This is a genomic window from Pseudomonas jinjuensis, from assembly GCF_900103845.1.
Lineage (GTDB): Bacteria > Pseudomonadota > Gammaproteobacteria > Pseudomonadales > Pseudomonadaceae > Pseudomonas > Pseudomonas jinjuensis.
Window position 1 is genome coordinate 274,251 of the sequence record NZ_FNIJ01000003.1, and the last position, 25,532, is coordinate 299,782.

Annotated in this window: 21 protein-coding genes and 1 pseudogene; 10 read left to right on the top strand and 12 right to left on the bottom strand. The window is 67.6% G+C overall.

The features are described 5' to 3' along the window. Positions 1-168: 168 nt before the first annotated feature. The 3 genes from BLR75_RS05665 (at position 169) to cls (ending at position 3,119) form a co-directional block, all read left to right on the top strand. Positions 169-804 (top strand): gamma-glutamylcyclotransferase, encoded by a 636-nt coding sequence (locus tag BLR75_RS05665; RefSeq protein WP_084311500.1) that lies wholly within the window; start codon positions 169-171, stop codon positions 802-804. Between the two features lie 86 nt (positions 805-890). Continuing rightward, positions 891-1,472 (top strand): alpha/beta hydrolase, encoded by a 582-nt coding sequence (locus tag BLR75_RS05670; RefSeq protein WP_084311499.1) that lies wholly within the window; start codon positions 891-893, stop codon positions 1,470-1,472. 213 nt (positions 1,473-1,685) lie between these two features. Further along, positions 1,686-3,119 (top strand): cardiolipin synthase, encoded by a 1,434-nt coding sequence (gene cls / locus BLR75_RS05675; protein ID WP_084311498.1) that lies wholly within the window; start codon positions 1,686-1,688, stop codon positions 3,117-3,119. 80 nt (positions 3,120-3,199) lie between these two features. On the opposite strand, the gene ahpF is transcribed toward cls, so the two are convergent. Both ahpF and ahpC read right to left on the bottom strand, forming a co-directional pair. Then, positions 3,200-4,765, bottom strand: a complete 1,566-nt coding sequence (gene ahpF / locus BLR75_RS05680; RefSeq protein WP_084311497.1) for an alkyl hydroperoxide reductase subunit F — start codon at positions 4,763-4,765, stop codon at positions 3,200-3,202. Between the two features lie 163 nt (positions 4,766-4,928). After that, complete coding sequence (ahpC, locus tag BLR75_RS05685; RefSeq protein WP_084311496.1) at positions 4,929-5,492, bottom strand: alkyl hydroperoxide reductase subunit C; 564 nt, start codon at positions 5,490-5,492, stop codon at positions 4,929-4,931. Positions 5,493-5,756: 264 nt separating this feature from the next. Between ahpC and xdhA the strand changes: the two genes are divergently transcribed. The 5 genes and pseudogenes from xdhA (at position 5,757) to BLR75_RS27310 (ending at position 12,597) form a co-directional block, all read left to right on the top strand. After that, the gene (gene xdhA, locus BLR75_RS05690) at positions 5,757-7,172 is read left to right on the top strand and encodes a xanthine dehydrogenase small subunit (protein WP_084311495.1); all 1,416 of its coding nucleotides are present in this window, start codon (positions 5,757-5,759) and stop codon (positions 7,170-7,172) included. Continuing rightward, positions 7,165-9,696: a xanthine dehydrogenase molybdopterin binding subunit gene (gene xdhB, locus BLR75_RS05695; RefSeq protein ID WP_084311494.1), complete on the top strand. Its 2,532-nt coding sequence runs from the start codon at positions 7,165-7,167 to the stop codon at positions 9,694-9,696. Before xdhA ends, xdhB begins: the two co-directional genes overlap by 8 nt. Then, positions 9,693-10,559 (top strand): xanthine dehydrogenase accessory protein XdhC, encoded by an 867-nt coding sequence (xdhC, locus tag BLR75_RS05700; protein ID WP_084311493.1) that lies wholly within the window; start codon positions 9,693-9,695, stop codon positions 10,557-10,559. Before xdhB ends, xdhC begins: the two co-directional genes overlap by 4 nt. A 148-nt stretch (positions 10,560-10,707) precedes the next feature. After that, positions 10,708-11,730 (top strand): annotated as a pseudogene (locus BLR75_RS27305) (HAMP domain-containing protein); the annotation flags it as partial. A 138-nt stretch (positions 11,731-11,868) separates the two neighbouring features. Then, the gene (locus tag BLR75_RS27310) at positions 11,869-12,597 is read left to right on the top strand and encodes a methyl-accepting chemotaxis protein (RefSeq protein WP_425438998.1); all 729 of its coding nucleotides are present in this window, start codon (positions 11,869-11,871) and stop codon (positions 12,595-12,597) included. 625 nt (positions 12,598-13,222) lie between these two features. On the opposite strand, the gene BLR75_RS05710 is transcribed toward BLR75_RS27310, so the two are convergent. From BLR75_RS05710 to BLR75_RS05720, 3 genes are all read right to left on the bottom strand, one after another. Then, positions 13,223-13,798 carry an IMPACT family protein gene (locus BLR75_RS05710; RefSeq protein WP_084311491.1) on the bottom strand — a complete coding sequence of 192 codons (576 nt, stop codon included), beginning with the start codon at positions 13,796-13,798 and terminating at the stop codon, positions 13,223-13,225. Continuing rightward, positions 13,795-14,457: a TetR/AcrR family transcriptional regulator gene (locus tag BLR75_RS05715; protein WP_084311490.1), complete on the bottom strand. Its 663-nt coding sequence runs from the start codon at positions 14,455-14,457 to the stop codon at positions 13,795-13,797. The genes BLR75_RS05710 and BLR75_RS05715 overlap by 4 nt, the downstream gene beginning before the upstream one ends. A 230-nt stretch (positions 14,458-14,687) precedes the next feature. Beyond that, positions 14,688-15,494, bottom strand: a complete 807-nt coding sequence (locus tag BLR75_RS05720) for an outer membrane protein OmpK (protein ID WP_084311489.1) — start codon at positions 15,492-15,494, stop codon at positions 14,688-14,690. A gap of 444 nt (positions 15,495-15,938) precedes the next feature. Here BLR75_RS05720 and BLR75_RS05725 point away from each other — a divergent pair, with 444 nt between their 5' ends. After that, positions 15,939-16,736, top strand: coding sequence for an AraC family transcriptional regulator (locus tag BLR75_RS05725; protein ID WP_090416016.1), 798 nt, complete (start codon positions 15,939-15,941; stop codon positions 16,734-16,736). A gap of 108 nt (positions 16,737-16,844) precedes the next feature. Here the strand turns inward: BLR75_RS05725 and argE are convergent, their stop codons facing one another. From argE to prlC, 6 genes are all read right to left on the bottom strand, one after another. Then, positions 16,845-17,993 (bottom strand): acetylornithine deacetylase, encoded by a 1,149-nt coding sequence (gene argE, locus BLR75_RS05730; protein WP_084311487.1) that lies wholly within the window; start codon positions 17,991-17,993, stop codon positions 16,845-16,847. Positions 17,994-18,180: 187 nt separating this feature from the next. Further along, entirely contained in the window at positions 18,181-18,855 is a 675-nt protein-coding gene (locus tag BLR75_RS05735; RefSeq protein WP_084311486.1) for a DUF1028 domain-containing protein, read from the bottom strand. A 9-nt stretch (positions 18,856-18,864) separates the two neighbouring features. Beyond that, positions 18,865-19,287, bottom strand: a complete 423-nt coding sequence (locus BLR75_RS05740) for a RidA family protein (RefSeq protein WP_084311485.1) — start codon at positions 19,285-19,287, stop codon at positions 18,865-18,867. 3 nt (positions 19,288-19,290) lie between these two features. Continuing rightward, entirely contained in the window at positions 19,291-20,637 is a 1,347-nt protein-coding gene (locus tag BLR75_RS05745) for a flavin-containing monooxygenase (RefSeq protein ID WP_084311484.1), read from the bottom strand. Between the two features lie 337 nt (positions 20,638-20,974). Further along, a complete protein-coding gene (locus BLR75_RS05750; RefSeq protein ID WP_084311483.1) occupies positions 20,975-21,244 on the bottom strand; it encodes a YheV family putative zinc ribbon protein in 270 nt (89 codons plus the stop codon). Further along, positions 21,241-23,286 (bottom strand): oligopeptidase A, encoded by a 2,046-nt coding sequence (gene prlC, locus BLR75_RS05755; RefSeq protein ID WP_084311482.1) that lies wholly within the window; start codon positions 23,284-23,286, stop codon positions 21,241-21,243. The genes BLR75_RS05750 and prlC overlap by 4 nt, the downstream gene beginning before the upstream one ends. 78 nt (positions 23,287-23,364) lie before the next feature. Between prlC and BLR75_RS05760 the strand changes: the two genes are divergently transcribed. Beyond that, a complete protein-coding gene (locus BLR75_RS05760; protein ID WP_084311481.1) occupies positions 23,365-23,907 on the top strand; it encodes a gamma carbonic anhydrase family protein in 543 nt (180 codons plus the stop codon). Between the two features lie 46 nt (positions 23,908-23,953). Here the strand turns inward: BLR75_RS05760 and BLR75_RS05765 are convergent, their stop codons facing one another. Beyond that, positions 23,954-25,321 (bottom strand): alpha/beta hydrolase, encoded by a 1,368-nt coding sequence (locus tag BLR75_RS05765; protein ID WP_084311480.1) that lies wholly within the window; start codon positions 25,319-25,321, stop codon positions 23,954-23,956. Positions 25,322-25,532 lie beyond the last annotated feature (211 nt).

The following is a 25,532-nucleotide window of genomic DNA, read 5'->3' on the forward strand; positions in this document are numbered from 1 at the left end:
AAGGACCGCTTTCCGGAAACAGGCAGGGGGAGGCGGTCTTTTTTTTTGTTCCGATTCAGCCGTCCGTCGCCAGCCCCGGCGATGTCGTGACTTCCCCCGCGTCTCGCGCCTTCTGTCATTCAGCGACATCCGTTAATTTGTAAGCAGAAGTTGCTTGGGGGCCAGGGCATGGAATCGTCTGCCGCAGTGGGTGATCTGGTGTATCCGCCGGCGCTGGGGGCGCCGGAACATCTCAGCGCGGAAGAGCTGCGCGCCTCGATGCAGGTCAGCATGGCCGAGCATGGCGGCGGGCCGGTGTGGCTGTTCGCCTATGGCTCGCTGATCTGGCGTCCGGAATTCCCGGTGGCCGAAACGCGCCGCGCGCGGGTGCATGGCTATCACCGCGGCCTCTACCTGTGGTCGCTGACCCATCGCGGCACGCCGGACATGCCCGGGCTGGTGCTCGGCCTGGATCGCGGCGGTTCCTGCTCCGGCTTCGCCTACCGGCTGCCGGAGGAAGACCTCGAAGCCAACCTGTTCGCCCTCTGGCAGCGCGAGATGCCCTACGCCTCCTACCGTCCGGAATGGCTGAGCTGCCGGCTGGACGACGGCAGCCGGGTGAAGGCGCTGGGCTTCGTGCTGGAACGGCACCTGCCGAGCTACGCCGGCTCGCTGCCGGATAGCATCCTGCAGTGTGTGCTGGCCACCGCCCACGGCCATTTCGGCAGTACCCGCGACTACGTGGAACAGACCGCCAGCGCGCTGCGCGCCTGTGCCATGCCGGATCTCAACCTGGAAGCCATCCTGGCGCGCTGCTGCCGCTGAAGGCATAAGCAAAGAATTTCTTATTCCTTAACCTGCAGATCAAGCGCACCTAGAATGCCCTCCATACCTTTTGGAGGGCCGCTTCCATGCGCAACGAACGCATCCGCTACCTGATCGTGCCGGGCTGGCACGGTTCCGCCGACGAGCATTGGCAGAGCTACTGGCAGCGCGCCCTGCCGAACGCCGCGCGGGTCCGGCAGGCCGACTGGATCACGCCGCAGCGTGGCGACTGGGTGGCGGAGCTGGACCGGGAAATCCGCCGCGAGCCCGGTCGGGTGGTGCTGATCGCCCACAGCCTCGGCTGCGTGACCGTGGCGCACTGGGTGGCCCAGGCCGACCGCCGCGCCCTCGCCCGGGTCGCCGGCGCGCTGCTGGTGGCGCCGGCGGATGTGGAACGGGAGACCTGCCACGCGGCGCTGCGCAATTTCGCTCCGATTCCCCTGGCCGCCCTGCCCTTCCCCGGCGTGCTGGTCGGCTCGGACAACGATGCCGCCTGCAGTCCGCAGCGTGCGCTGATCCTCGGCCGTGTCTGGGATGCGGAAACGGTGATCCTGCCGGGAGCCGGGCACATCAACGTGAAATCCGGGCACGGCGCCTGGGAGGCCGGCTACCGGCATCTGTTCCGCCTGCAGTACCTGATCGACCAGCAGGCCCTGCGGCGGGCGTAGCGCTGGAGCGCGCCAGGCGCGCGATTCGCGGGCATGGCCCGCTCCTACAGGTGGGCGGATAACGCGCCAGCGTTATCCGCCGCCACATCGGCACGGCGCCATCGGCGATCGATGCGAGCGGAGCGGTTGCGGCATGTTTCCGGCCGTTCGGGGAGGCCCGCCGGACGGCTATGATGGTCTGCAAGGCTCGCTTTCAGGGATTCCGTCGCAGGCATGCTTTCCAGCTCCTATCTCGCTCCGCTGCTGGTGATCATCCAGGTCCTAGGGGTGATCGCCGCCGTGCATGCGGTGTTCACCGTGCGCACCGCCCAGGGCGCCATCGCCTGGGCTACCTCGCTGGTGTTCATGCCGATGCTCACCCTGCTGCCCTACCTGGTCTTCGGCCGCCGGCGCTTCGACGCCTATATCGAGGCGCGCCGCCAGGCCAACGAGGAGATGCGCCAGGCCGCCGCCGAGCTGGACTGGCGGCCCTGGGTCGAGGAGGCCAAGGCGGCGCGGCGGGCTCCCGGCTACAAGGAGCTCAAGGCGATGGTCGGGCTGGCGCGCATGCCGACCCTGGCGAACAACCAGGTGCGCCTGCTGATCGACGGCCAGGCCAGCTTCGCCGCGCTGTTCACCGCCCTGGCGCAGGCGCGCAAGGTGATCCTGCTGCAGTTCTTCATCATCCGCGACGACGCCCTCGGCCAGCGCCTGGCGCAGGTGCTGCTGGAGCGCGCGGCCGCCGGGGTCGAGGTGTTCCTGCTCTACGACGCCATCGGCAGCCACGCGCTGTCCGCCCGCTACGTGGAAAGGCTGCGCCAGGGCGGCATCGAGGTGCATCGTTTCCGCACCCGGCCCGGCATGCTCAACCGCTTCCAGGTGAACTTCCGCAACCACCGCAAGATCGTCAGCATCGACGGCAACCTGGGCTTTCTCGGCGGGCTCAACGTCGGCGTCGAATACCTCGGCGAGAAGCCGCCGCTGTCGCCCTGGCGCGACACCTTCGTCGAACTGCGCGGGCCGGCGGTGACCTGCCTGCAGGAATGCTTCGCCGAGGACTGGTACTGGGCCACCCGCAGCCTGCCGACGCTGATCCTGCCGACCGCCTACGAAGACTACGGAATGCTCTGCCAGGTGGTGCCCAGCGGCCCGGCGGACATGCAGGAAACCTGCTCGCTGTTCTTCGTCGACGCGATCAACTCGGCCCGCGAACGGCTGTGGATCGCCACGCCGTACTTCGTCCCGGACGAAGCCGTGGCGGCGGCCCTGCGCCTGGCGGTGCTGCGCGGGGTGGACGTGCGCATCCTGCTGCCGTCGCGGCCGGACCACCGCACGGTGTTCGCCGCTTCCACCCTCTATGCGCTGGACGCCGTGCGCGCCGGCGTGCGGGTGTTCCGCTACCAGCCGGGATTCCTGCACCAGAAGGTGATGCTGATCGACCACGACAGCGCCGCGATCGGCAGCGCCAACCTGGACAACCGCTCGTTCCGGCTGAATTTCGAGGTGATGCTGGTCACCGTCGACGAAGGCTTCGCCGCCGAGGTGGAAGGCATGCTGGAGGTGGATTTCGCCCAGTCGGAGGAGCTGGGGGTGGAGGACCGCAAGACCATCCACCAGTTGCAGCAGCTGGGGATGCGGGTGGCGCGGCTGGTGTCGCCGATTCTCTGAAGCACCCGCCCTACGCTGCCTGACCAATAAAAAACCCGGCTCCGCTTACGCGGGCCGGGCGTTCTGGTGGCGCGAGGTCATCAGGCTGGCGCGCTGGTGCGGATCAGGTGGTCGAAGGCGGAGAGCGACGCCTTGGCGCCTTCGCCGACCGCGATCACGATCTGCTTGTAGGGTACGGTGGTCACGTCGCCGGCGGCGAACACGCCGGGGATGTTGGTCTGGCCCTTGGCGTCGACGATGATCTCGCCGCGCGGGGTCAGCTCGACGGCGCCCTTGAGGAAGTCGCTGTTCGGCAGCAGGCCGATCTGCACGAAGATGCCTTCCAGCTCGACGCTGTGCAGCTCCTCGCTGTTGCGATCCCTGTAGACCAGGCCGGTGACCTTCTGGCCGTCGCCCTTCACTTCGCTGGTCAGCGCGCTGGTGATCACCTTCACGTTGGGCAGGCTGTGCAGCTTGCGTTGCAGCACGGCGTCGGCGCGCAGCTGGCTGTCGAACTCGATCAGCGTCACGTGGGCGACGATGCCGGCCAGGTCGATGGCCGCCTCGACGCCGGAGTTGCCGCCGCCGATCACCGCCACGCGCTTGCCCTTGAACAGCGGGCCGTCGCAGTGCGGGCAGAAGCACACGCCCCTGGCCTTGTATTCCTTCTCGCCCGGCACGCCCATTTCGCGCCAGCGGGCGCCGGTGGCGAGGATCACGGACTTGGCCTTCAGCGTCGCGCCGCCCTCGAACTTCACTTCGTGCAGCTCGCCGGGGTTCTTCGCCGGGATCAGCTGTTCGGCGCGCTGCAGGTTCATGATGTCGACGTCGTACTGCTTCACGTGCTCTTCGAGCGCGCGGGCCAGTTTCGGGCCTTCGGTTTCCGGCACCGAGATGAAGTTCTCGATGGACATGGTGTCCAGCACCTGGCCGCCGAAACGCTCGGCCGCCACACCGGTGCGGATGCCTTTGCGCGCGGCGTAGATGGCCGCCGAAGCGCCGGCCGGGCCACCGCCGACGACCAGCACGTCGAAGGCTGCCTTGGCGTTCAGCTTGTCGGCGTCGCGGGCGGCGGCGCCGGTATCGATCTTGGCGAGGATTTCCTCCACGCCCATGCGGCCTGCGCCGAATACTTCGCCGTTCAGGTAGATGCTCGGCACCGACATGACCTGGCGCTCATCGACCTCTTTCTGGAACAGCGCGCCGTCGATGGCGACGTGGCGGATGTTCGGGTTGAGCACGGCCATCAGGTTCAGCGCCTGCACCACGTCCGGGCAGTTCTGGCAGGACAGCGAGAAATAGGTTTCGAAGTTGAATTCACCCTCGATCGACTGGATCTGCTCGATCACGTCGGCGCCGAGCTTCGACGGGTGGCCGCCGACCTGCAGCAGCGCCAGCACCAGCGAGGTGAATTCGTGGCCCATGGGGATGCCGGCGAAACGCAGGCCAATGTTTTCACCTGGGCGGTTCAGCGAGAAGGACGGGACGCGGGCGTCATTGCCGTCTTCACGCAGGGTGATCTTGTCGGTCAGGCCGACGATTTCGTGCAGCAGTGCGCTGAGCTCGCGGGATTTCGCGCCGTCATCGAGGGACGCGACGATCTCGAACGGCTGGGTGACCTTTTCGAGGTAGGCCTTCAACTGGGTCTTGAGATTGGCATCCAACATGATTCGCGATTCCTTGAATTCAGACAAAGAGGTGCCCGCGGCGGCTGAACTTCAGCCGCCCTACACAACGGATTCGGGGTGTAGGGTGGATGACCCGCAAGGGTCATCCACCGAGGGAGGGTATTGCGTAAAACGGATCGGGAAGCGGGCTTCCCGAGCGTTCTTAGATCTTGCCAACCAGGTCGAGCGACGGGGCGATGGTCGCTTCGCCTTCCTTCCACTTGGCCGGGCAGACCTGGCCCGGGTTGTTGGCGACGAACTGGGCAGCCTTCAGCTTGCGCAGGGTTTCGCTGACGTCACGGGCGATGGCGTTGTCGTGGATTTCGACGGTCTTGATCACGCCTTCCGGGTTGATCACGAAGGTGCCGCGCAGGGCCAGGCCTTCTTCCGGGATGTGCACGCCGAAAGCGTTGGTCAGCTGGTGGGTCGGGTCGCCGATCAGCGGGAACTGGGCCTTGCCGACTGCCGGGGAGGTTTCGTGCCACACCTTGTGGGAGAAGTGGGTGTCGGTGGTCACGATGTAGACCTCGGCGCCCATCTTCTGGAACTCGGCGTAGTTGTCGGCGGCGTCTTCGACTTCGGTCGGGCAGTTGAAGGTGAAGGCAGCCGGCATGAAGATCAGAACGGACCACTTGCCTTTCAGGTTCGCTTCGGTGACTTCGATGAACTCGCCGTTGTGGAAAGCAGCAGCCTTGAAGGGTTGAACAGCGGTATTGATCAGGGACATGAGGTCGCTCCTGCAGTGGGTTGAGATCAATGGTTAGTAAGCTACGGGAGCTAGATTAACGACGAACGGCCAAAAAGCCCCATTGATTTAGGGCATGAGCAAAATTGGTTGGCTCTATCGCCCCGACAGGCGGGTCATGCAGGGCTCTATCGAAGCCGGTGGCAGGAACCTGCCTGAATAGCCAGGAACCGCGCAGGGCCTGGACTTTGCAAACTAGACTTTGCCAATAGGAAGCCCCGGAAGCCCGCTTGCAAAGAGGTGCGCATGATCCAGTTCCTGCTCGACGACCAGTTGCACGAAGTCGATGGCCTGCCCCCGGAAACCAGCCTGCTCGACTACCTGCGCGGCCATCTGCGGCAGACCGGCAGCAAGGAAGGCTGCGCCTCGGGCGACTGCGGCGCCTGCACCGTGGTGCTCGCCGAGCCGGACGGCGACGGCCTGCGCTACCGCGCGGTGAACGCCTGCATCACCCTGCTCGGCGCGCTGCACGGGCGGCAGTTGCTGACCGTCGAACAGCTGGCCGGCGACACGTTGCACCCGGTACAGCAGGCCATGGTCGACTGCCACGCCTCGCAGTGCGGCTTCTGCACCCCGGGCATCGTCATGTCGCTGTTCGCCTGGCAGCACGCCGACCAGCCGCACGATCGAGAAACGGCGCTGACCGCCCTTTCCGGCAACCTCTGCCGCTGCACCGGCTACCGGCCGATCCTCGCCGCCGCCGAACGCATCGCCGGCACCCGCGACCGCTTCACCACCCGGGAACGGGAAACCGCCGCCCGCCTGCGCGCCCTGCCGGCCAGCGGCGCACTGCATCGCGACCAGCAGCGTGCCCTGCTGCCGACCTCGCTGGAGGAACTGGACGCCCTGCTGGCGGCTTATCCACAGGCGCGGCTGATCGCCGGCGGCACCGACCTGGCGCTGGAAGCCACGCAGAACCTGAAAAGCTTCCCGCAGCTGATCCACCTGGAACGCATCGCCGCCCTGCAGCGCCTGGAACAGCACCCCGACCATCTGCTGATCGGCGCCGCGCGGCCCTATGCCGACTGCCTCGACGCACTCTCCGCCTACCCCACGGTCGGTGCGCTGCTCGACCGCCTCGGCTCGCTGCAGATCCGCCAGCGCGGCACCCTCGGCGGCAACATCGCCAACGCCTCGCCGATCGGCGACATACCGCCGCTGCTGCTGGCGCTGGACGCCACGCTGCTGCTGCGCCGCGCCGGGCAGAGCCGCGAGATTGCCATCGACGGCTTCTTCACCGGCTACCGCCGGAGCGTGCTGCAGCCGGGCGAATACATCGAGGCGATCCGCATCCCCAGCCTGCGCGCCAACCAGTTGCTGCGGGTGGACAAGATCAGCAAGCGCCGCGACGACGACATCTCCGCCGTCTGCCTGGCCCTGCGCCTGGACCTCGACGAGGACGGCGGGGTATACGAGGCGCGGCTGGCCTGTGGCGGCATGGCGGCGACGCCATTGCGCGGCCGGCGCACGGAAGCCGCGCTCGCCGGCCGGCCGTTCGACCAGACCGCCGTGGCCGCCGCCCAGGCCGCGCTGGCTGAGGACTTCCAGCCCATCGACGACCTCCGCGCCAGCGCCGCCTATCGCCTGAAGGTGGCGCAGAACCTGCTGCAACGCGCATTACTGGAATGGACTCCCCCCGCCGCGGAGGTACGCCATGCGTAGTCTTCCTCCCCTCCCCGCCAACGGCGGCGCCAGCACCGTCGTCGTCCACAGCACCGGCGAGGCGCGCGCCCACGACAGCGCGGAGCTGCACGCAACCGGCGCGGCCCGCTACGTGGACGACCTGACCGAACCCGGCGACCTGCTGCATGCCGCGGTCGGCCTGAGCGAAATCGCCTGCGGCCAGATCCGTTCCCTCGACCTCGACGCGGTGCGCGCCGCCCCCGGTGTGGCCGCCACGCTGACCCTGGCCGACGTGCCCGGGCATACCGACATCGGCCCGGTCTTCCCCGGCGATCCGCTGCTGGCCGGCGAGCGGGTGAAGTACCACGGCCAGGCGCTGTTCGCCGTGGCCGCCGAAAGCCAGTTGCAGGCCCGCCGCGCCGCGCGCCTGGCGAAGGTGGAATACGCGGCGGAAAGCCCGCTGCTCGATCCGCTGCAGGCGAAGGCGGAGGAACGCTTCGTGCGCCCGCCGCACCATATGCGCCGGGGCGATGCCGCGACCGCGCTGGCCGCCGCGCCGCATGTGCTGGAAACCAGCCAGCAGATCGGCGGGCAGGAGCATTTCTACCTCGAAGGCCAGGTGTCCATGGCCATCCCGCAGGAAGACGGCGGCATGCTGGTGCACAGTTCCAGCCAGCATCCGAGCGAGGTGCAGAAGCTGGTGGCCGAGGTGCTGGCGATCCCGCTGGCCAAGGTCACGGTGGAAGTGCGGCGCATGGGCGGCGGCTTCGGCGGCAAGGAAACCCAGGCCGCGCCCTTCGCCTGCCTCGCCGCGCTGCTGGCGCGCAGGACCGGCCGCGCGGTGAAGCTGCGCCTGCCGCGCGCCGACGACATGCGTCTGACCGGCAAGCGCCACCCGTTCAGCAACCGCTACCGGGTCGGCTTCGACGACGACGGCCGGCTGCTCGCCGCCGAGCTGGAAGTGGTGGGCAACTGCGGCCACTCGCCGGACCTCTCCGACGCCATCGTCGACCGCGCCATGTTCCACGCCGACAACGCCTACTTCATCCCCGACGTGGCCATCGCCGGCTACCGCAGCTTCACCAATCTCGCCTCGAACACCGCCTTCCGCGGCTTCGGCGGACCGCAGGGCATGATGCTGATCGAGCAGGCCATGGACGACATCGCCCGCGCCGTCGGCCGCGATCCGCTGGACGTGCGCAAGCTGAATCTCTACGGCGGCCCGGGGCGCGACCTGACGCCCTATCACCAGCGCGTCGAGCACAACCTGCTGGGCGAGCTGATCGAACGCCTGGAACAGACCAGCGACTACCGCGCCCGCCGCGAGGCGATCCGCGCCTTCAATGCCAGCAGCCCGGTGCTGAAACGGGGACTGGCGCTGACCCCGGTGAAGTTCGGCATCAGCTTCACCGCCCAGCACCTCAACCAGGCCGGCGCGCTGATCCACCTCTATACCGACGGCAGCATCCAGCTGAACCACGGCGGCACCGAGATGGGCCAGGGCCTGAACATCAAGGTGGCGCAGGTGGTGGCCGAGGAGTTCCAGGTGCCGCTGGAGCAGGTGAGCATCACCGCCACGCGCACCGACAAGGTGCCCAACACCTCGCCCACCGCCGCTTCCAGCGGCAGCGACCTGAACGGCATGGCCGCCCGCGACGCGGCGCGCACGCTGAAGCGGCGGCTGGCGGAATTCCTCGCCGAGCGCGAAGGCGTGGCGCCGGCCGGCGTGCGCTTCGAGCACGGCCAGGTGCAGGTTGGCGAGCACAGGCTGGGCTTCGCCGAGGCGGTGCAGGCGGCCTACTTCGCCCGCGTACAGCTCTCCGCCACCGGCTTCTACCGCACCCCGAAGATCTTCTACGACCGCGACAACGCCCGCGGACGGCCGTTCTTCTACTTCGCCTTCGGCGCGGCGGTGTCGGAAGTCGAGATGGACAGCCTGACCGGCGAATACCGTCTGCTGCGCAGCGACATCCTCCACGACGTCGGCCGCAGCCTGAACCCGGCCATCGACATCGGCCAGATCGAGGGCGGCTTCGTCCAGGGCATGGGCTGGCTGACCTGCGAGGAACTGCGCTGGGACGCCACCGGCCGCCTGCTCACGGTGGGCCCGGCGACCTACAAGATTCCGGCCGCGAGCGACGTGCCGGCCGACTTCCGCGTGGAACTGTTCGAACGGCCCAACGAGGAGGACAGCGTCTACCTGTCCAAGGCGGTGGGCGAACCGCCGTTCATGCTGGCGATCTCGGTGTGGTCGGCGCTGCGCGATGCCATCGCCAGCCTGGCGGATTACCGGGTGAGCCCGGCGCTGGATACGCCGGCGACGCCGGAACGGGTGTTGTGGGCGTGCGAGGCGGTGCGGGCGTCGATGGATGCTTCGGAGCGGGGGCTTTCCCACCCTAGCCCTCTCCCAAAGGGAGAGGGGACCGATCGGAGCGGGACTGAAACTCCGCACTCCGCCGCCACGCCGGACAACCCCCTCTCCCTCCGGGAGAGGGCGGGGGTGAGGGGACCAGCCACTCCAGAGCCACAATGCCCCACCAACACCCCGGAGAACCAGCCATGACCACCACCTGGATGGACGCCATCGCCCGCCTGCGCGACAGCGCCGAGCCCTATGTGCTGGTCACCGTGATCGGCGTGCAGGGCTCCACCCCGCGCGAATCCGGCAGCAAGATGCTGGTCACCGCCGACCGCAGCTACGACAGCATCGGCGGCGGTCACCTGGAGTTCGCCGCCATCGAGCACGCCCGCCGCCTGCTGCTGGACGGCAGGGATGCGCAGAGCCTGGAGCACTTCCCCCTCGGCCCGCGTCTCGGCCAGTGCTGCGGCGGGCGCGCCAGCCTGCTGTTCGAGTGCTTCGCCATGCGCGGGCCGGAAGTCCTGCTGTTCGGCGCCGGGCATGTCGGCCGCGCCCTGGCGCCGCTGCTCGCCGGCCTGCCGCTGCGCCTGCGGTGGATCGACAGCCGCGCCGATGAATTCCCCGCGCAGATTCCCGAAGGCGTGCAGGTGCAGGTGCTCGACGAGCCGGTGGAAGCGGTGGAGGACGCCGCGCCGGGCAGCTACTTCCTGGTCATGACCCACAACCACCCGCTCGACTACGCCCTCGCCGAGGCGGTGCTCAAGCGCGGCGACGCCGGCTACCTCGGCATGATCGGTTCGCAGACCAAGGCCCGGCGCTTCCGCATGCGCCTGGAGCAGCGCGGCTATCCGGCCGAGGCCATCGCCTCGCTGCACTGTCCCATCGGCCTCGCCGAAGTGCCCGGCAAGCGCCCGCTGGAAGTGGCGATTTCCATCGCCGGCCAGGTGATCGCCCACTATCACGCCGCAGTCCCGCAGGCCGAAACCCGCGCCGGCGTGCAGTGGCCGGCGCTGTGCAACGAGCAGGACAAGCCTCCGGCGCTGCCTGCCATTCGTCGCGAAACCTGACCGATCGGACAACAGGAATCCGTTTTCCCGCCGATAGCCTGGATGCCCCGTTCCCACGCCCTGTTCGCGCACGGAGGCGCGAGCGCTACGAGGACATCCAGACATGCGCCCTTGGCATCGCAGTATTCAATCCCAACTGATCTTCAGCATGGGCGGCGCGCTGCTGCTCAGCCTGCTCATCGTGCTCGGCCTGTACGCCCTGCTGGTCAACCGCCTGAGCGAACGCTACCTGCTCGAACAGGCGTTGCCGGCGAGCATCGAAGCCATCCGCAACGACTTCGAACGCCAGTTGGCCGGCCCGATCACGGCGGTCGCCGGCATCGCCGACAACAGCCTGGTGCAGGACTGGCTCGCCGCCGGCGCCGATCCCGCGCGACAGGACGATTTCGTCCGCTATCTGCGCGGCCTGCGTACCTCGCAGCGGGCCTTCGCCACGCTGATCGTCGACGGCGCGACGGGTGCCTACTACACCGACCAGGGCCGCGAGCGCACGCTCGGCCGCGACGACCCAAAGGACGCCTGGTACTTCCGCTTCGTCGAGAGCGGCCAGCCGCGCATCCTCAACATCGACGCCGACGGCCGCACCGGCGAGCTGACGCTGTTCATCGACCAGCGCATCGAGCGCGACGGCAGGCTGCTCGGCATCGCCGGGCTGGGCCTGAACATGGGCGAGCTGTCGGCGCTGATCCGCGACTTCCGCTTCGGCCAGTCCGGCCGCGTGTACCTGGTGAAGAACGACGGCCGGGTGCAGATCCATCCCGACGCCAGCCTCTCCGGCGCGCACAGCCTGACCGAACTGGTCGGCGCCGGGGCCGCCGCCGCCCTGCTCGGCCATGGGGAATTCCGCAGCACGCGGTTCCAGCGCGACGGCGTCGCTTACCTGGCCGCCAGCCTGCCGCTGCATGACCTCGGCTGGACGCTGGTCAGCGAAGTCCCGGAAGCGGAAATCCACGCCGAAGCGCGCCAGGCCCTGCAGCTTTCGACCCTGGCCGGCGCCGTGGTGGCACTGCTCTGCCTCGCGGTGGTGGCGCTGCTGGCGCGCGGACTGGTGCGGCCGCTGCGCCAGGTCACCACCGCGTTGCGCGAGATCGGCGCCGGCGGCGGCGACCTGACCCGCCGCCTGGACGACTCCCGCGCCGACGAACTGGGCGATCTGGCCCGCGGCTTCAACCGCTTCCTCGAAGGCCAGCGCGCGCTGATCGGCGCGGTGCTGGGCACCAGCCAGCAGCTGCAGCAGGCGGTGGCCGGCGTGATGGCGGTTGTGGATAACACCGCCGAGCGCGCCGGGCGCCAGCAGGAGATGACCGACATGGTCGCCACCGCGGTCAACGAGATGGGCAGCACGGTGCAGGAGATCGCGCGCAATGCCGAGCAGGCCGCCAGCGCCTCGCAGCAGGCCCGTGACGAGGCCGGGCAGGCGCGGCAGGTGGTCGCCGGCTCGCAGCAGCACGGCCAGCGCATGGCCGCCGAGATCGGCCAGGCCGCCGGCGCGGTGGAGCAGCTGGCCGGCCAGGTGGCGAGCATCGACCAGGTGCTGGCGGTGATCCGTGGGGTTTCCGAGCAGACCAACCTGCTCGCCCTCAACGCCGCCATCGAGGCCGCCCGCGCCGGCGAGGCGGGACGCGGTTTCGCCGTGGTGGCCGACGAGGTGCGCACCCTGGCCCGGCGTACCCAGGGCTCCACCGACGAGATCCAGACGATGATCCAGCGCCTCAAGCAGGGCGCCGAGGCGGCGGTCGGCTCCATGCAGTCCGGCCAGGCCGCCACCGGCGAAGGGCTGCAGGCCAGCCAGCGCGCGGGGACCTCGCTGGGGGCCATCGCCGACCAGGTGGAGCTGATCAGCGACATCAACCACCAGGTCGCCACCGCCACCGAGGAACAGTCGGCGGTCACCGAGGACATCAACCGCAACGTCCAGGGCATCGCCGACCTCGCCCGCGCCACCGCCGGCGAAGTGCAGCGCGGACGGGACCAGTGCCTGGCGCTGCGCGGACTGGCGGACGACCTGGCGCGGCAGATGGCGCAGTTCAGGCTCTGAAGGGCGCTACCGGAAAGGCGGCCCTCTCGTAGGAAAGCCGCTTTCTGTCAACAAACTTATCCACAGGAATTGCGGGGTTCGGCAGGTGCCTGGAGCCCCCATCTGCCGCTTCGATGCCTGCGCTGTTGTCTGCCATCGGCGTTTCGCCCCCGAAGTGCTACGCACAGGATTCACACAGTTTCTTCAGAGGATTATCCAGACCTTCGCGACGATATTCCGGCGGGTGTCAGAGTCCTCGGAAAGCCGCGTCAAATCTGCGTCTCGTGGAAAGGGCGAAGAAAAATCCGTCAGCCCGGGGCAGCCTTGCAGGCATAGGCGCGCGGGTGTTTCATTCACAGGTTTTCCACAGAATTGCCCACGCACTGCGGGGGCGGCTCCGCCGTTCCGCTCAAAAAACCGCCAACCGGCGGCAGGCCACGGGTGGCGGGAGCCAGGACGATTGCGCAACAGGTTATCCACAGGGGATTCAACAGAATCCGGGGATGATCGTGCGGACGTCCATCGTTCCCACGCGGGAGCGTGGGAACCATAGTGATGGTTCGGCGTGAGGCGGTTCGCGAGCAAGCTCGCTCCTACAGGTGGGTGCAGCATTGTAGGAGCGAGCTTGCTCGCGAACATGGCGCGCCTACAGGACTATCCGTCCGCGGCTGAGGTCGGTGAGCAGGCGCTGCAGTTCGGGAAGCTTCGTGGAGGGCACGCTCAGGGCCAGGCGCACGCCTCCGGCGTCGTAGGCCTCGTCGTCGATCACCGCGCCCAGCGCCAGCACCCGCGCCTTGAACAGCGCGTGCTCGGCGAAGCTGCAGGCGAAGGCGACCTGGCTGGTCGGCACCAGTTCGATGCGCGCGGCGTCCTGCAGGCATTTTGCCGCGCAGCCGCCGTAGGCGCGGGCGAGGCCGCCGGTGCCGAGCTTGATGCCGCCGAACCAGCGGCTGACCAGCACCGCCACGCGGTCCATGTCCTGCCCCTCGATGGCGGCGAGCATCGGCCGGCCGGCGGTGCCGCCGGGTTCGCCGTCGTCGCTGAAGCGGTACTGCGCGCCGAGTTTCCAGGCCCAGCAGTTGTGCCCGGCGCTGGCGTCGCGGCGGGCGGCGAGGAAGGCCTGCGCCTCGGCCTCGCTGGCGATCGGCGCGGCGCAGCAGAGGAAGCGGCTCTTGCGGATTTCTTCCTGGTATTCGGCCGGGCCGGCCAGGGTGAAGCTCATGCCGGCTGCGGCGGGGTCAGTCCGCAGCCCTTGAGGATGATGCGCACGAGGTTTTCCGTGGCATCGTCGAAGTCCTGCTTCGACATGCGCTTGCGGCCGGTGAGGAAGCCGATCTGGGTGGCGAAGTCGGCATAGTGCTGGGTGCTGCCCCAGAGCAGGAAGATCAGGTTGACCGGATCGACGGGGTCCATCCTGCCGGCGGCGATCCAGGCCTCGAAGACCGCGGCGCGGCCGCGGAACCAGTCGCGGTAGTCCTGGTTGAAATGCGCGCTGAGGCATTCGCCGCCGCTGATCATCTCGATGGCGAAGATGCGCGAGGCCTGTGGATGGCGCCGGGAGAACTCCATCTTGGCGCGAATGTAGCCGGCCAGCGCGATGGCCGGGTCGTCATCGGCGCTCAGGCTGTTGAAGGTGGAGTCCCAGAGTTCGAGGATGTTCTGCAGCACCGCGCTGTACAGCCCCAGCTTGTTGCCGAAGTAGTAGTGCAGGTTGGCCTTGGGCAGCCCGACGCGCTGGGCGATGGTGTTCATGCTGGTGCCCTTGTAGCCGTGCAGGGCGAACTCCTGCTCGGCGGCGTCGAGGATCGCCTGTTCGTTCTTCTGGCGGATGCGGCCGGCGGGCTTCTCCGGGCTGTAGAGGGGCGCTTGCAGCTTGCTCAAGGCGGGCGGACTCCTGTTCTTGTTTGGCTTGCACTGATACCGCAACGGGCGGGGCGCAGGCAAGGGAAGCGGGACAGGAGATGCCTGTCGATCGCAGTCTCGGTAACGCGACCGGAAAGGGTATGCAGCCGCCGAAGCCCCGGGCAACGCCGCGTTTGTCACGTTTTGTACAGGCGTTCCAGCCGTATGCGGAAACCAACGCCCCGCCAGGACGGCGGGGCGGGGGTGACTCAGAAGTGGTACTTGAGCAGGAAGCTGGCGGTGTTCTGGTCGGTGGTGAAGAACTGCGAATCCTGGATGCCGTACTTGTCGGACCAGTAGTCGTATTCCAGGCCGACGTAGAGGTGCTTGGCCTCGTAGCCCATGGCCTTGCCGAGGTCGTACTTGACCTGCGGGTTGAAGTGCAGGTTGGCGTGGTAGTCGCTCTGGTTGCTGCGGCCGGAGCTGGCGTCCTTGTTGTTCACCACCCAGTCCATGAAACCGTCGATGAGGATGTCGGAGTTGCCCACGGGGATGGTGTAGGACCACACCGGGGTGATCTGCCAGGCGCCGGACGGCACGCGGTGGCTGTCGGGCTTGCGGTAGTAGATGTTGAGCTGGAAGTAGTCGAAGCCGGGGATCGCCAGGTCGAAGCCCGGGCCGAGCAGGTAGGACTCGTTGTCGCCCTCGCCGAACTCGTAGGTGCCGGCCAGCAGCACGTCCTTGATCGGACCGAAGGACAGGTCGGCGCCGCTCAGCTTGCCGAAGCTCAGGCGCGGCTGGAATTCGCCGTAGTAGGTGTTCTTGCCGACCAGGGGGTCTTCGTCGCCGTTGTAGTTGATCTGGTCGAGGAAGAAGAACACGTCGCCCCAGCTCCAGCCGCTCGCGCTCTCGAAGGTGAAGGTCTGCTGGATCGGCGGGTTGACCTTGAAGTTCTTGCCGTACAGGTAGGTCAGGCTTTCGTTGTGCCACTGCAGCGGGCTGTCGGTGGCGGCTGCGGCCTGGCCGGCTGCCAGCAACCCGCCGGCGAACAGCAGGGATGCGAGGGTGCGAATCATGTTGGGCTCCTGAGGGTGCAAAGTGCTGGTTGGAACTGAAACCTGTCCTGCGAGTCAGCTTTGCCAGGCAAAGCAAGATCGGCGCCAGCTTCTGCCGTTGCGCTTGCAACAGCTGGCGGACGTTACCCGTGGAAACTGCCGGCAAAGGCCCTGCGGCGGCAGATTGCCGGCTTTCATCGAAGCGGACAGGTGCCGGACGCCAGGCGTCGCGGCATACGCGCGATTTTTATTGGATACATGATTCGTTTGTGTTGAATTGAATCAAACGTATTTATGTATACAAATTAATGTGCAATTTCTACACACCACGAATCGGTGGGTGTGGCGCGTTTTTTCGGGCGCGAATGATGCCAGAGAGCGGGCTTTGCTTCATCTCCCGGGCCATCCTTGAGGGCGCCGTCCTGCCCTGCCAGACTCTGCCGATCGACGACATGGATATCCTGCATAGCGATGAACGGACAGCCGCCCGAACTGCAACGCCTGATCCCGCTGCTGGATGAACTGCCGCGCCCCGTCTATGCGCGCGCGGAAAGCCTGCGCGCCGGCTCCTGGACCAGCCGCCACCATCACGCCTGGGTGCAATTGTCCTACGCCATCAGCGGCGTGCTTGGCGTGCACACCGCCGAGGGCAGCTTCTTCGCCCCGCCGCAGCGGGCGATATGGATTCCGGCCTTTCTCGACCACGAAGTGGTCACCTCGACCCGCGCGGAGATGCGCAGCCTCTACCTGCGCGCCGATGCCTGCGCCTGGGCGCCGGAGCGCTGCCGGGTGCTGGAGGTGACGCCGCTGGCCCGCGAGCTGATCAAGAGCTTCTGTGAGCTGCCGGTGGATTATCCACAGGGCGATACCGCGGAAGCGCGGCTGGTGCAGGTGCTGCTCGACCAGCTGCGCACCCTCCCGGAAGTCGCCTTCTCCCTGCCCATGCCCCACGAGCCGCGCCTGCTGCAGCTGTGCCAGACACTGGTGGAACAGCCCACCGCCAGCCTGACCCTGGGCGACTGGGCGGCGCGCCTGGGCACCTCGGAGAAGACCCTGACCCGCCTGTTCCAGCGCGAGACCGGGATGAACTTCCGCCTCTGGCGCCAGCGCCAACGCCTGCTCGCGTCCCTCGGCTCACTGGAGTCCGGCGCCAGCGTCACCAGCGCCGCGCTGGATTGCGGCTACGATTCCACCTCGGCCTACATCGCAGCGTTCAAGGGCCTGTTCGGCTTCACGCCGGGCGAGCTGTTCCGCCAGCGCTGAAAGCGTATCGCCAGACGTAGGGTGGATGGCGCTTTTCCATCCACCATTACGGGGACGCATTCGCGTCCATGGTGGATCGGTGGAGCGTGATCCACCCTACGCCAGCCTTTACGCCAACCATTCCGCCAAGCGCGCCAGCATCGCATCGCAACCTTCCAGCTGCGCGACGCTGACGAACTCGTCCGGCTTGTGGCCCTGGTCCATGCTGCCGGGGCCGCAGACCACGGTGGGGATGCCGGCCTGGTCGAACAGCCCGCCCTCGGTGCCGTAGGCCACGGTGCTGAACTCCCGCGAACCGCTGAGCAGGGCGATCAGCTCGGCCGCCTGGCTCTGCGGATCGGTCGCCAGCCCCGGATAGGCCGACAGCGGGGTGAAGCGGATGGCGGTATCGGCGTTGATCGCGCGCATCTTCGGCAGCAGTTCGGTTTCCGCGTAGTCGCGCAGTTCCTCGGCGACCTGCTGCGGATCGTCCGAGGGCAGCGCACGCACCTCGAAGTCGAACTGGCATTCGGCGGGGACGATGTTCAGTGCGCGGCCGCCGCTGATGGTGCCGGTCTGCACGGTGGAGAACGGCGGGTCGAAGCGCGCATCGTGGCGCTCCGGCGCAGCCAGTCGCGTACCGATTTCACCGAGCCGGCCGATCAGCCGCGCGGCGTACTCGATGGCGTTGACGCCCTGCGGCGCATAGGCCGAATGACAGGCGGCGCCGTGCACCTGGCAGCGCATGGCGAGCTTGCCCTTGTGGCCGAGCACCGGCTTGAGTTCGGTGGGTTCGCCGATGATGCAGGCGATGGGCTTGTGCTCGCGGCGCTCCAGATCGGTGAGCAGCGAGCGCACGCCGAGGCAGCCGACTTCCTCGTCGTAGGAGAACGCCAGGTGCACCGGCACCCGCAGCGGCCGGGAGAGGAAAGCCGGTACCGCGGCCAGCACGCAGGCGATATAGCCCTTCATGTCCGCCGTGCCGCGGCCGTAGAGGCGGCCGGCGCGTTCGGTCAGCTCGAACGCCGGCACGCTCCAGTTCTGGCCGTCGGTGGGTACCACGTCGGTATGCCCGGACAGGCAGACGCCACCGCGATCCTTCGGGCCGATGGTGGCGAACAGGTTGGCCTTGCGCCCGTCGGCATCGAGGAACAGCTCGCTGTCCACGCCGTGGCCGGCGAGGTAGTCGCGGATGTACTCGATCAGCGCCAGGTTGGAGTTGCGGCTGACGGTGTCGAAGGCGATCAGGTCGGCGAGGATTTCGCGGCTGGTGGGCATGGTCGAATCTCTCTTCGTTCCCACGCGCCTGCGTGGGAATGCATCCATGGACGCTCCGGCGTCCGGTATTGCTGCGTAGGATGGGTTAGCCGCGAAGCGGCGTAACCCATCGATTGGCGACGATGGGTATCGCTTCGCTCAACCCATCCTACGGTTGGATCAGCAGCTCCTACAGGAATCCACGCACTTATTCGTCGCCTGGAACGCCATAACTCGGCGCCTTGGTCGGGTCGAGTGCGCGGGTGATGTAGTCCTGTATCTGCGGCTCGTAGGCGCGCCAGAGCCTGTCCAGCTCGCCGATGGGATCTTCCTCGGCCCAGTCCACCCGCAGGTCGACCACCGGCCAGACCAGGTCGCCCACCACCTTCAGCGCCGCCGAATGCACCGGGCCGGCCTCGCCGCCTGCGGCCATCGCCGCGTGCATCGCCGCCAGCAGGCGCTCGGCCAGGCAGCCGGAAGCGCCTTCGAAGGCCGCGACCATCGCCTCGATCACGCCCTGCGAAGACAGCAGGTTCCCCGCCGCCACGCAGTTCTCGCCGGCCACGGCGTGGTTCGTTCCCAGCGCTTCGCTGCCGGTGAACAGCGCGACGCGGCCGTCGTGGTCGATCACCGTGACCTGGCGGTACTGGCTGTAGCCATTGCTGGTCAGCGCGCGGTCCAGCGCCGCCAATGGCGGCTGGCCGGCTTCCAGCTGGTCGAGGATCTGCGGGCCGAGGGCCGGCAGGGTCACGTTCTGCGTCGCCACCGCGCCGACCCCGGCGCGCAGCCAGGGGCAGCGCGCGCCGACGGCGATGCTGGAGGAGCTGATGGCGATGCCGAGCTGGCCGGTTTCGGCGCAGCGGCCGACGATGGAGAAGGTCATGAGCTCTCCTTATTGGTTCCAGTCGTCAGGAATCACGGCGATCACATCGATTTCCATCAACCACTGGGGTTGGCCAAGGGCCGAAACCACCAGGCCGGTGGAGATCGGGAACACGCCCTTCAGCCACTTGCCGACTTCCTGGTACACCGGCTCGCGGTAGCGCGGGTCGATGAGATAGGTGGTGGTCTTGACGATGTGCGACAGGTCGCTGCCGGCTTCTTCCAGCAGTTGCTTGACGTTCTTCATCGCCTGCTCGGCCTGGGCGCGCGGGTCGCCGAGGCCGACCAGCCGGCCTTCGAAATCGGTGCCGACCTGGCCACGCACATACACGGTGTTGCCGGCGCGCACGGCCTGGCAGAGGTCGTTGTCCAGGGTCTGGTTCGGGTAGGTGTCCTTGGTGTTGAACATGCGGATGCGGGTGTGGGTAGGCATCTCTTACTCCCAGGAAGCGGCTTTTTGTACGGATTCGGTGGAGGCTTCGCGCTGCGAAGCGTCCTGGTATTCGACGTATTTGCGCTGGGTGGCGATGTGGCCGGCCACGTGCTTGGCGTCGTGCCACACGCCCCAGATGAACGAGGACCCGCGGCGCGACAGCCACGGCAGGCCGACGAAGTACACGCCCGGCTCGCGGGACACGCCGCGCTGGTGCTTCGGCTTGCCCTTGTCGTCGAAGGCGTCCACCTGCAGCCAGTTGAAGTCCACGGCATAGCCGGTGGCCCAGATGATCGAGGTGATGCCTGCTTCGGCGAGGTCCAGTTCGAGGATCGGCTGGCGGATGCACTCGGCGTCCGGGTAGACCTTGCGGGCCTCCGGCTCTTCCGGCAGGTCCAGGCCGTTGCGCTCGATGTAGGCGTCGGCGGCGTCGAGCAGGGCAAGGTAGTTCTCGTCGCCCAGCTTGAGGTTCTTCAGCAGGTCGTCCTGGAAGCTCACCTTGCCGCCTTCGAAGGTTTTCGTCAGGCCGACCAGGGTGATGCCCTCGTTGGCCAGGCGGCGGAAGTCGATGGTCTCGCCGCCACGGGCGCCGCTCACGGCGATGGTCACGTGCTCGCGGCCCGGCTGCACTTCCTCGGCGTCCCACAGGCCGAGCACGCCCAGCCACCAGACGAAGTCGCGGTTGCGATAGGAGCGCGGCGGACGGTCGTGGGCGCCTACCGAGAGGAACACCTGCTTGCCGGCGCGGTTCAGCTCGTCGGCGATCTGCACGCCGGAGGAACCGGCGCCAACCACCAGCACGGCGCCTTCGGGCAGCTGCTGCGGGTTGTAGTACTGGGCCGAGTGGATCTGCTGGATGCGTTCATCCTTCGGCGCGATGGCCGGGATCACCGGGCGCTGGAACGGGCCGGTAGCGGAGACGATGCGCAGGGCCTGGAGGGTGCCTTCGGAGGTCTCCACGGTGAAGCCGGGGCGGCCCTCGTTGCGGGTCACCTTCTTCACTTCCACGCCGGTGCGGATCGGCGCGTTGAACTGCTTGGCGTAGGCGACGAAGTAGTCCGCCACCTGGTCCTTGGCCGGGAAGTCGTCGGGGCCGACCGCGAATTCCATGTTCGGGAAGCGGTCGTGCCAGGCCGGACCGTTGGCCACCAGCGAATCCCAGCGGCCGGTGCGCCAGGCTTCGGCGATGCGGCTCTTCTCCAGCACCAGGTGCGGTACGCCCAGCGCGGTCAGGTGCTCGCTCATGGCCACGCCGGCCTGTCCGGCGCCAACGACAAGGGTGTCTGTTTCAATGCCTTCGAGCGCCTTGCCGGCTGGCTTGTGAAAGGCGGTCTGGTTCAGGTCGGCCATGGGTGCCTCCTCGGGGTCTGGTCTTTGTTGTTCTGCAGTAGCGGCTAGCGCCTGGGGTTGGCCGCATTCTGTTCAGAGCCCGGGAATAGCGAAATTATGATTTTTGTAGTCGCTGGCTAGGGAAAAGCTGCCCGCCCGCAAAGCCCGCGGCCCGCGGGGTTCAGAGGCGGGGGTATAGGATTTTTGCAGGCAGGGAAGACAAATTGGATAGGGTGGTGCGGAGACAGGTATCGATGGGTATCGCTCCGCTCAACACCATCCTACGGGTGCGGTTCTTCGTAGGTTGGTGTTGAGCGAAGCGATACCCAACAGGGACGTGGGAGCGTCCCGAGAGGCGTTATTCCTTCGGCTTCTTCAGCTTCGGATTGGGGAAGAACTGCACCCCCTGCACCTTCGGATCGGCCGGTTTCTTCAGGGCGCTGACGTTGACCCGCGTGGTCAGCTCTTTGGGCACCGACTGGCCCTGGGCGTTGAGGGTGTCGGTGTAGCCGCAGGCCACGCACTCGCGGTGCGGCACGCCGTCCTCTTCCCACATCTGGATCTTGTCCGGCTCGCTGCATGCCGGGCAGACCGCGCCGGCGATGAAGCGTTTCTTGGTCACGCTCATGCCGCTTCTCCTACCAGGCCGGAATGGCGCAGCAGGGCGTCGATGGAGGGCTCGCGGCCGCGGAAGGCGACGAACAGTTCCATCGGCTCCTGCGAGCCACCGCGGGCCAGGATCGCGTCGCGGAAGGCCTTGCCGGTGGCCGGATTGAGCACGCCCTCTTCCTCGAAGCGCGAGAAGGCATCGGCGGACAGCACTTCGGCCCACTTGTAGCTGTAGTAACCAGCCGCATAACCGCCGGCGAAGATGTGCGCGAAGCTGTTGGCGAAGCGGTTGTACGCCGGCGGGCGCATCACCGCGACTTCGTCGCGGATCGCTTCCAGCACGTCGAGCACGCTGCGGCCGTCGCCGTGGGTGGCGTGCAGTTCGAAGTCGAACAGCGAGAACTCCAGCTGGCGGACCATCATCAGGCCGGACTGGAAGTTCTTCGCCGCCAGCATCTTCTCGAGGATGTCCTGCGGCAGCGGCGCGCCGGTCTCGTAGTGGCCGGAGATCAGCGCCAGGCCGTCCGGCTCCCAGCACCAGTTCTCCATGAACTGGCTGGGCAGCTCCACCGCGTCCCAGGCCACGCCGTTGATACCGGAAGCGCCGGCCTGCTCGACGCGGGTCAGCAGGTGGTGCAGGCCGTGGCCGAACTCGTGGAACAGGGTGGTGACTTCGTCATGGGTCAGCAGCGCCGGCTTGCCGCCGACCGCCGGGGTGAAGTTGCACACCAGGTAGGCGACCGGCGCCTGCAGGCTGCCGGCGGCGGTGCGGCGACGGTCGCGGACGCCGTCCATCCAGGCGCCGCCGCGCTTGTTGGCGCGGGCGTAGAGGTCGAAGTAGAAGCGGCCGACGTGCTGGCCGTTCTCCTGGATCTCGAACAGGCGCACGTCCGGATGCCAGGCTTCGAAGTCGTTCAGTTCGCGGATCTGGATGCCGTAGAGCTTCTGCACGATGGCGAACAGGCCGCTGAGCACCTTGTCCACCGGGAAGTAGGCGCGCAGGGCTTCCTGGGAAACGCTGTAGCGCGCCTCGCGCAGCTTCTCGCCGTAGAAGCCGGAGTCCCAGCTCTGCAGGTCCGCGCAGCCCTGCTCGGCGGCGTAGGCCCTGAGGTGGTCGAGGTCCTGCTGGGCGAAGGGCTTGCTGCGCACGGCGAGGTCGCGGAGGAAGTGCAGGACCTGCTCCGGCGTCTCGGCCATCTTGGTCGCCAGCGACAGTTCGGCGAAGTTGCCGAAGCCCAGCAGTTTCGCCAGTTCCTGGCGCAGGTCGAGGATTTCCTGCATCACCGGGCCGTTGTCGTTCTGCCCGGCGTTCGGGCCCTGGTCGGAGGCGCGGGTGCAGTAGGCGGCGTAGACCTCTTCGCGCAGGGCGCGGTCCTCGGCGTAGGTCATCACCGCGAAGTAGCTGGGGAATTCCAGGGTGATCAGCCAGCCTTCCAGGCCCTTGGCCTCGGCGGCGTGGCGCATCTGCGCCTTGGCCGAATCGGTGAGGCCGGCCAGCACGGCTTCGTCGGTGACGTGCCGGGTCCAGGCCTGGGTGGCGTCGAGCAACTGGTTGGAGAAGCGGCTGCCCAGCTCGGACAGGCGCGCCTGGATTTCCGCGTAGCGCTTCTGCTGCTCCGGCGGCAGGTCGATGCCGGACAGGCGGAAGTCGCGCAGGGCGTGTTCGAGGATGGTCTTCTGCGCCACTTCGAAGTTCGCCGCCGCCGGGCTGGTCGACAGGGATTCGTAGGCCTTGAACAGCTCGCGGTTCTGCCCCAGCTCGGTCCAGTAGGCCGACAGCAGCGGCAGGCAGCTTTCATAGGCTTCGCGCAGTTCGGCGCTGTTGCACACCGCGTTGAGGTGGCTCACCGGGCTCCAGGCCGCGCCGAGGCGGTCGTGCAGCTCGTCCATCGCCAGCACCAGGCCGTCCCAGCTCGGCGTTCCGTTCTGTTCGGCGAGGATGCGCGCGATGGCGGCGCGGTTGTCGGCGAGAATCTGCTCGATGGCCGGCTTCACATGTTCCGGACGAATGGCGGAGAACGGCGGCAGGTCGTAGGACTGCAGAAGGGGATTCGCGCTCACGGGGGCAACCTTGGCTGAAGAAACGTTCGCCCATCTTAAATACAATCCCCCCCGAGTGCAGCCTGAGGAAAATCAATCGTGACCATTCGTACTTTTCGGGGGAAAGCTCCGAAACTCGGTGAGAAAGTGTTCGTCGACCCCAGCGCCGTGCTGATCGGCGACATCGAGATCGGCGCCGACAGCTCGGTCTGGCCGCTGGTCACCATCCGCGGCGACATGCACCGCATCCGCATCGGCGCGCGCACCAGCATCCAGGACGGCAGCGTGCTGCACATCACCCACGCCGGCCCGTACAACCCGGACGGTTTCCCACTGACCATCGGCGACGAGGTGACGGTCGGGCACAAGGTGCTGCTGCACGGCTGCACGGTGGGCAACCGCATCCTCGTGGGCATGGGCTGCATCGTCATGGACGGCGCGGTGATCGAGGACGAGGTGATAGTCGGCGCCGGCAGCCTGGTGCCGCCGGGCAAGGTGCTGGAGAGCGGCTTCCTCTACGTCGGCAGCCCGGTGAAACAGGTCCGCCCGCTGACCGACAAGGAACGCAGCTTCTTCAGCTACACGGCGGGGAACTACGTGAAGCTGAAGGACCAGCACATCGCCGAGGGCTACGCGGAGTAGACCCGGGACCGCGCAGCCGGTGGCTGCGCGGTCCGGGCGCCGGGGATCATTGCGACCAGGTCTGCCGCGCGCTCACCGGGTTGATCCGCGAACTGATCCGCCGCCGCACCAGCGCGGTGGGCATGGACCAGGGCGTCAGCAGCAGCCGCGCCGCCGAGGCGGCCTTCGGCGAGGCCAGCCGCAGCAGGAGATCGCGCCAGCCGACGGTGGCCCGCCAGACGGTCAGCGAGGTGGTCGCCAGTTCGCCGGCCGCATGCCGCAGCGCGCCGTTGCCAGCCGCCTCGTCGGCGATCTCGATGGTCCGGTCGGCCGCCGCCTCCCCGGCGAACGCCGAGGCCAGCGCCTCGCCGATGCGCTGCAGGGCATCGCGGGCGCCGCCCAGCACCGAGTCGAAATTGAGGAAGCCGTGGAACTGCCCCGCATAGTGCAGCAACTCCACCGGCACGCCCGCCGCGCGCAGGCGGACGGCGTACTCGAGCCCCTGGTCGCGGATCGGGTCGAAGCCCGCCGTCAGCACCAGCGCCGGCGGCAGGCCGCCCAGGTCCGCGGCACGCAGCGGGGAGTAGCGCGGGTCGGCGAGGTCGAGGGTGTCCGTCGACTCGCTGAGCAGGGTTTCGATGATGCCGATGGCTTCGGCACCCAGGAAATAACCGCCATCCACGTTTTCCGCGTAGGACGGCAGGGACTTGGCATCCGCCAGCTCGGTGGCGGGATAGACCAGCACCTGCATCTTCAGCGCGGTGCCGCCACGGCGCCGGTATTCCTGCGCCACCGACGCCGACAGGTTGCCGCCCGCGGAATCGCCGCCGACCGCCAGGCGCGTGGTGTCGATGCCCAGTTCGCCACCGTGCTCCTCCAGCCACAGCAGCGTGGCGAGGACGTCGTCATGGCTCGCCGAGATGAGGTGCTCCGGTGCCCGCCGGTATTGCAGCGCGACCACGATGCAGCCGGCCTGCAGGGCGATGTTGCGGCAGATCGAGTCGGCGGTATCGAGTTCGCCGATGACGAAGCCGCCGCCGAAGCTCCAGAGGAAAGCCGGCAGCGGCTCGATGGAGCCTAGCGGCGTCGCGCAGGTCACGTCGACCGGGATGAACACGCGCAGGGCGATCTTTCCACCCGGGCCATCGATCTCGCGTTCGAGAATGGTCGGCACGGTCGGCTTGCGCCCCAGCGCCATCGCGGCGGCGCGGAAGCCCTGGCGCAGGGCCTGCAGTTGCCGGGAGGAAACGCTGACGCCGGAAGGACGCGGCGGCAGATTGAGGATACGCAGGAAGGCACGCGCCTCGCGATCGGGCTGCGTCGCACGCAGCTGCATGGGCAGGCCGGCAGGGTTGCGCAGGGGTTCGATCGGAGCGACCGCTGCGGGGGCCGGGTGTTCGTTCTGGTTGGATTTGTGGACTTTCTTATTATTCATTATGGCTATGTCCTTGATTTAAGAGCAGAAATCACTTTCGAACTGAACAACCAACTTGCCTGTGGCGTGTGGGCTTCCCTGACCTCCCCGGGCATCGATGCCCTGTTTTTCCTTGAGCGGCAGCGTGCAGATGAAGTCGGCACGATAGTGCCAATAGCTGCGAAGCCAATCTGCGCCTGAAGATTAGAAAGCGCTACCTAAAAATCGGTTC

Coding starts and splice junctions, on each gene's coding strand:
- BLR75_RS05665 (WP_084311500.1), top strand. CDS start 169: ATGGAATCGTCTGCCGCAGTGGGTGATCTGGTGTATCCGCCGGCGCTG.
- BLR75_RS05670 (WP_084311499.1), top strand. CDS start 891: ATGCGCAACGAACGCATCCGCTACCTGATCGTGCCGGGCTGGCACGGT.
- cls (WP_084311498.1), top strand. CDS start 1,686: ATGCTTTCCAGCTCCTATCTCGCTCCGCTGCTGGTGATCATCCAGGTC.
- ahpF (WP_084311497.1), bottom strand. CDS start 4,765: ATGTTGGATGCCAATCTCAAGACCCAGTTGAAGGCCTACCTCGAAAAG.
- ahpC (WP_084311496.1), bottom strand. CDS start 5,492: ATGTCCCTGATCAATACCGCTGTTCAACCCTTCAAGGCTGCTGCTTTC.
- xdhA (WP_084311495.1), top strand. CDS start 5,757: ATGATCCAGTTCCTGCTCGACGACCAGTTGCACGAAGTCGATGGCCTG.
- xdhB (WP_084311494.1), top strand. CDS start 7,165: ATGCGTAGTCTTCCTCCCCTCCCCGCCAACGGCGGCGCCAGCACCGTC.
- xdhC (WP_084311493.1), top strand. CDS start 9,693: ATGACCACCACCTGGATGGACGCCATCGCCCGCCTGCGCGACAGCGCC.
- BLR75_RS27310 (WP_425438998.1), top strand. CDS start 11,869: ATGGTCGCCACCGCGGTCAACGAGATGGGCAGCACGGTGCAGGAGATC.
- BLR75_RS05710 (WP_084311491.1), bottom strand. CDS start 13,798: ATGAGCTTCACCCTGGCCGGCCCGGCCGAATACCAGGAAGAAATCCGC.
- BLR75_RS05720 (WP_084311489.1), bottom strand. CDS start 15,494: ATGATTCGCACCCTCGCATCCCTGCTGTTCGCCGGCGGGTTGCTGGCA.
- argE (WP_084311487.1), bottom strand. CDS start 17,993: ATGCCCACCAGCCGCGAAATCCTCGCCGACCTGATCGCCTTCGACACC.
- BLR75_RS05735 (WP_084311486.1), bottom strand. CDS start 18,855: ATGACCTTCTCCATCGTCGGCCGCTGCGCCGAAACCGGCCAGCTCGGC.
- BLR75_RS05740 (WP_084311485.1), bottom strand. CDS start 19,287: ATGCCTACCCACACCCGCATCCGCATGTTCAACACCAAGGACACCTAC.
- BLR75_RS05745 (WP_084311484.1), bottom strand. CDS start 20,637: ATGGCCGACCTGAACCAGACCGCCTTTCACAAGCCAGCCGGCAAGGCG.
- BLR75_RS05750 (WP_084311483.1), bottom strand. CDS start 21,244: ATGAGCGTGACCAAGAAACGCTTCATCGCCGGCGCGGTCTGCCCGGCA.
- BLR75_RS05765 (WP_084311480.1), bottom strand. CDS start 25,321: ATGAATAATAAGAAAGTCCACAAATCCAACCAGAACGAACACCCGGCC.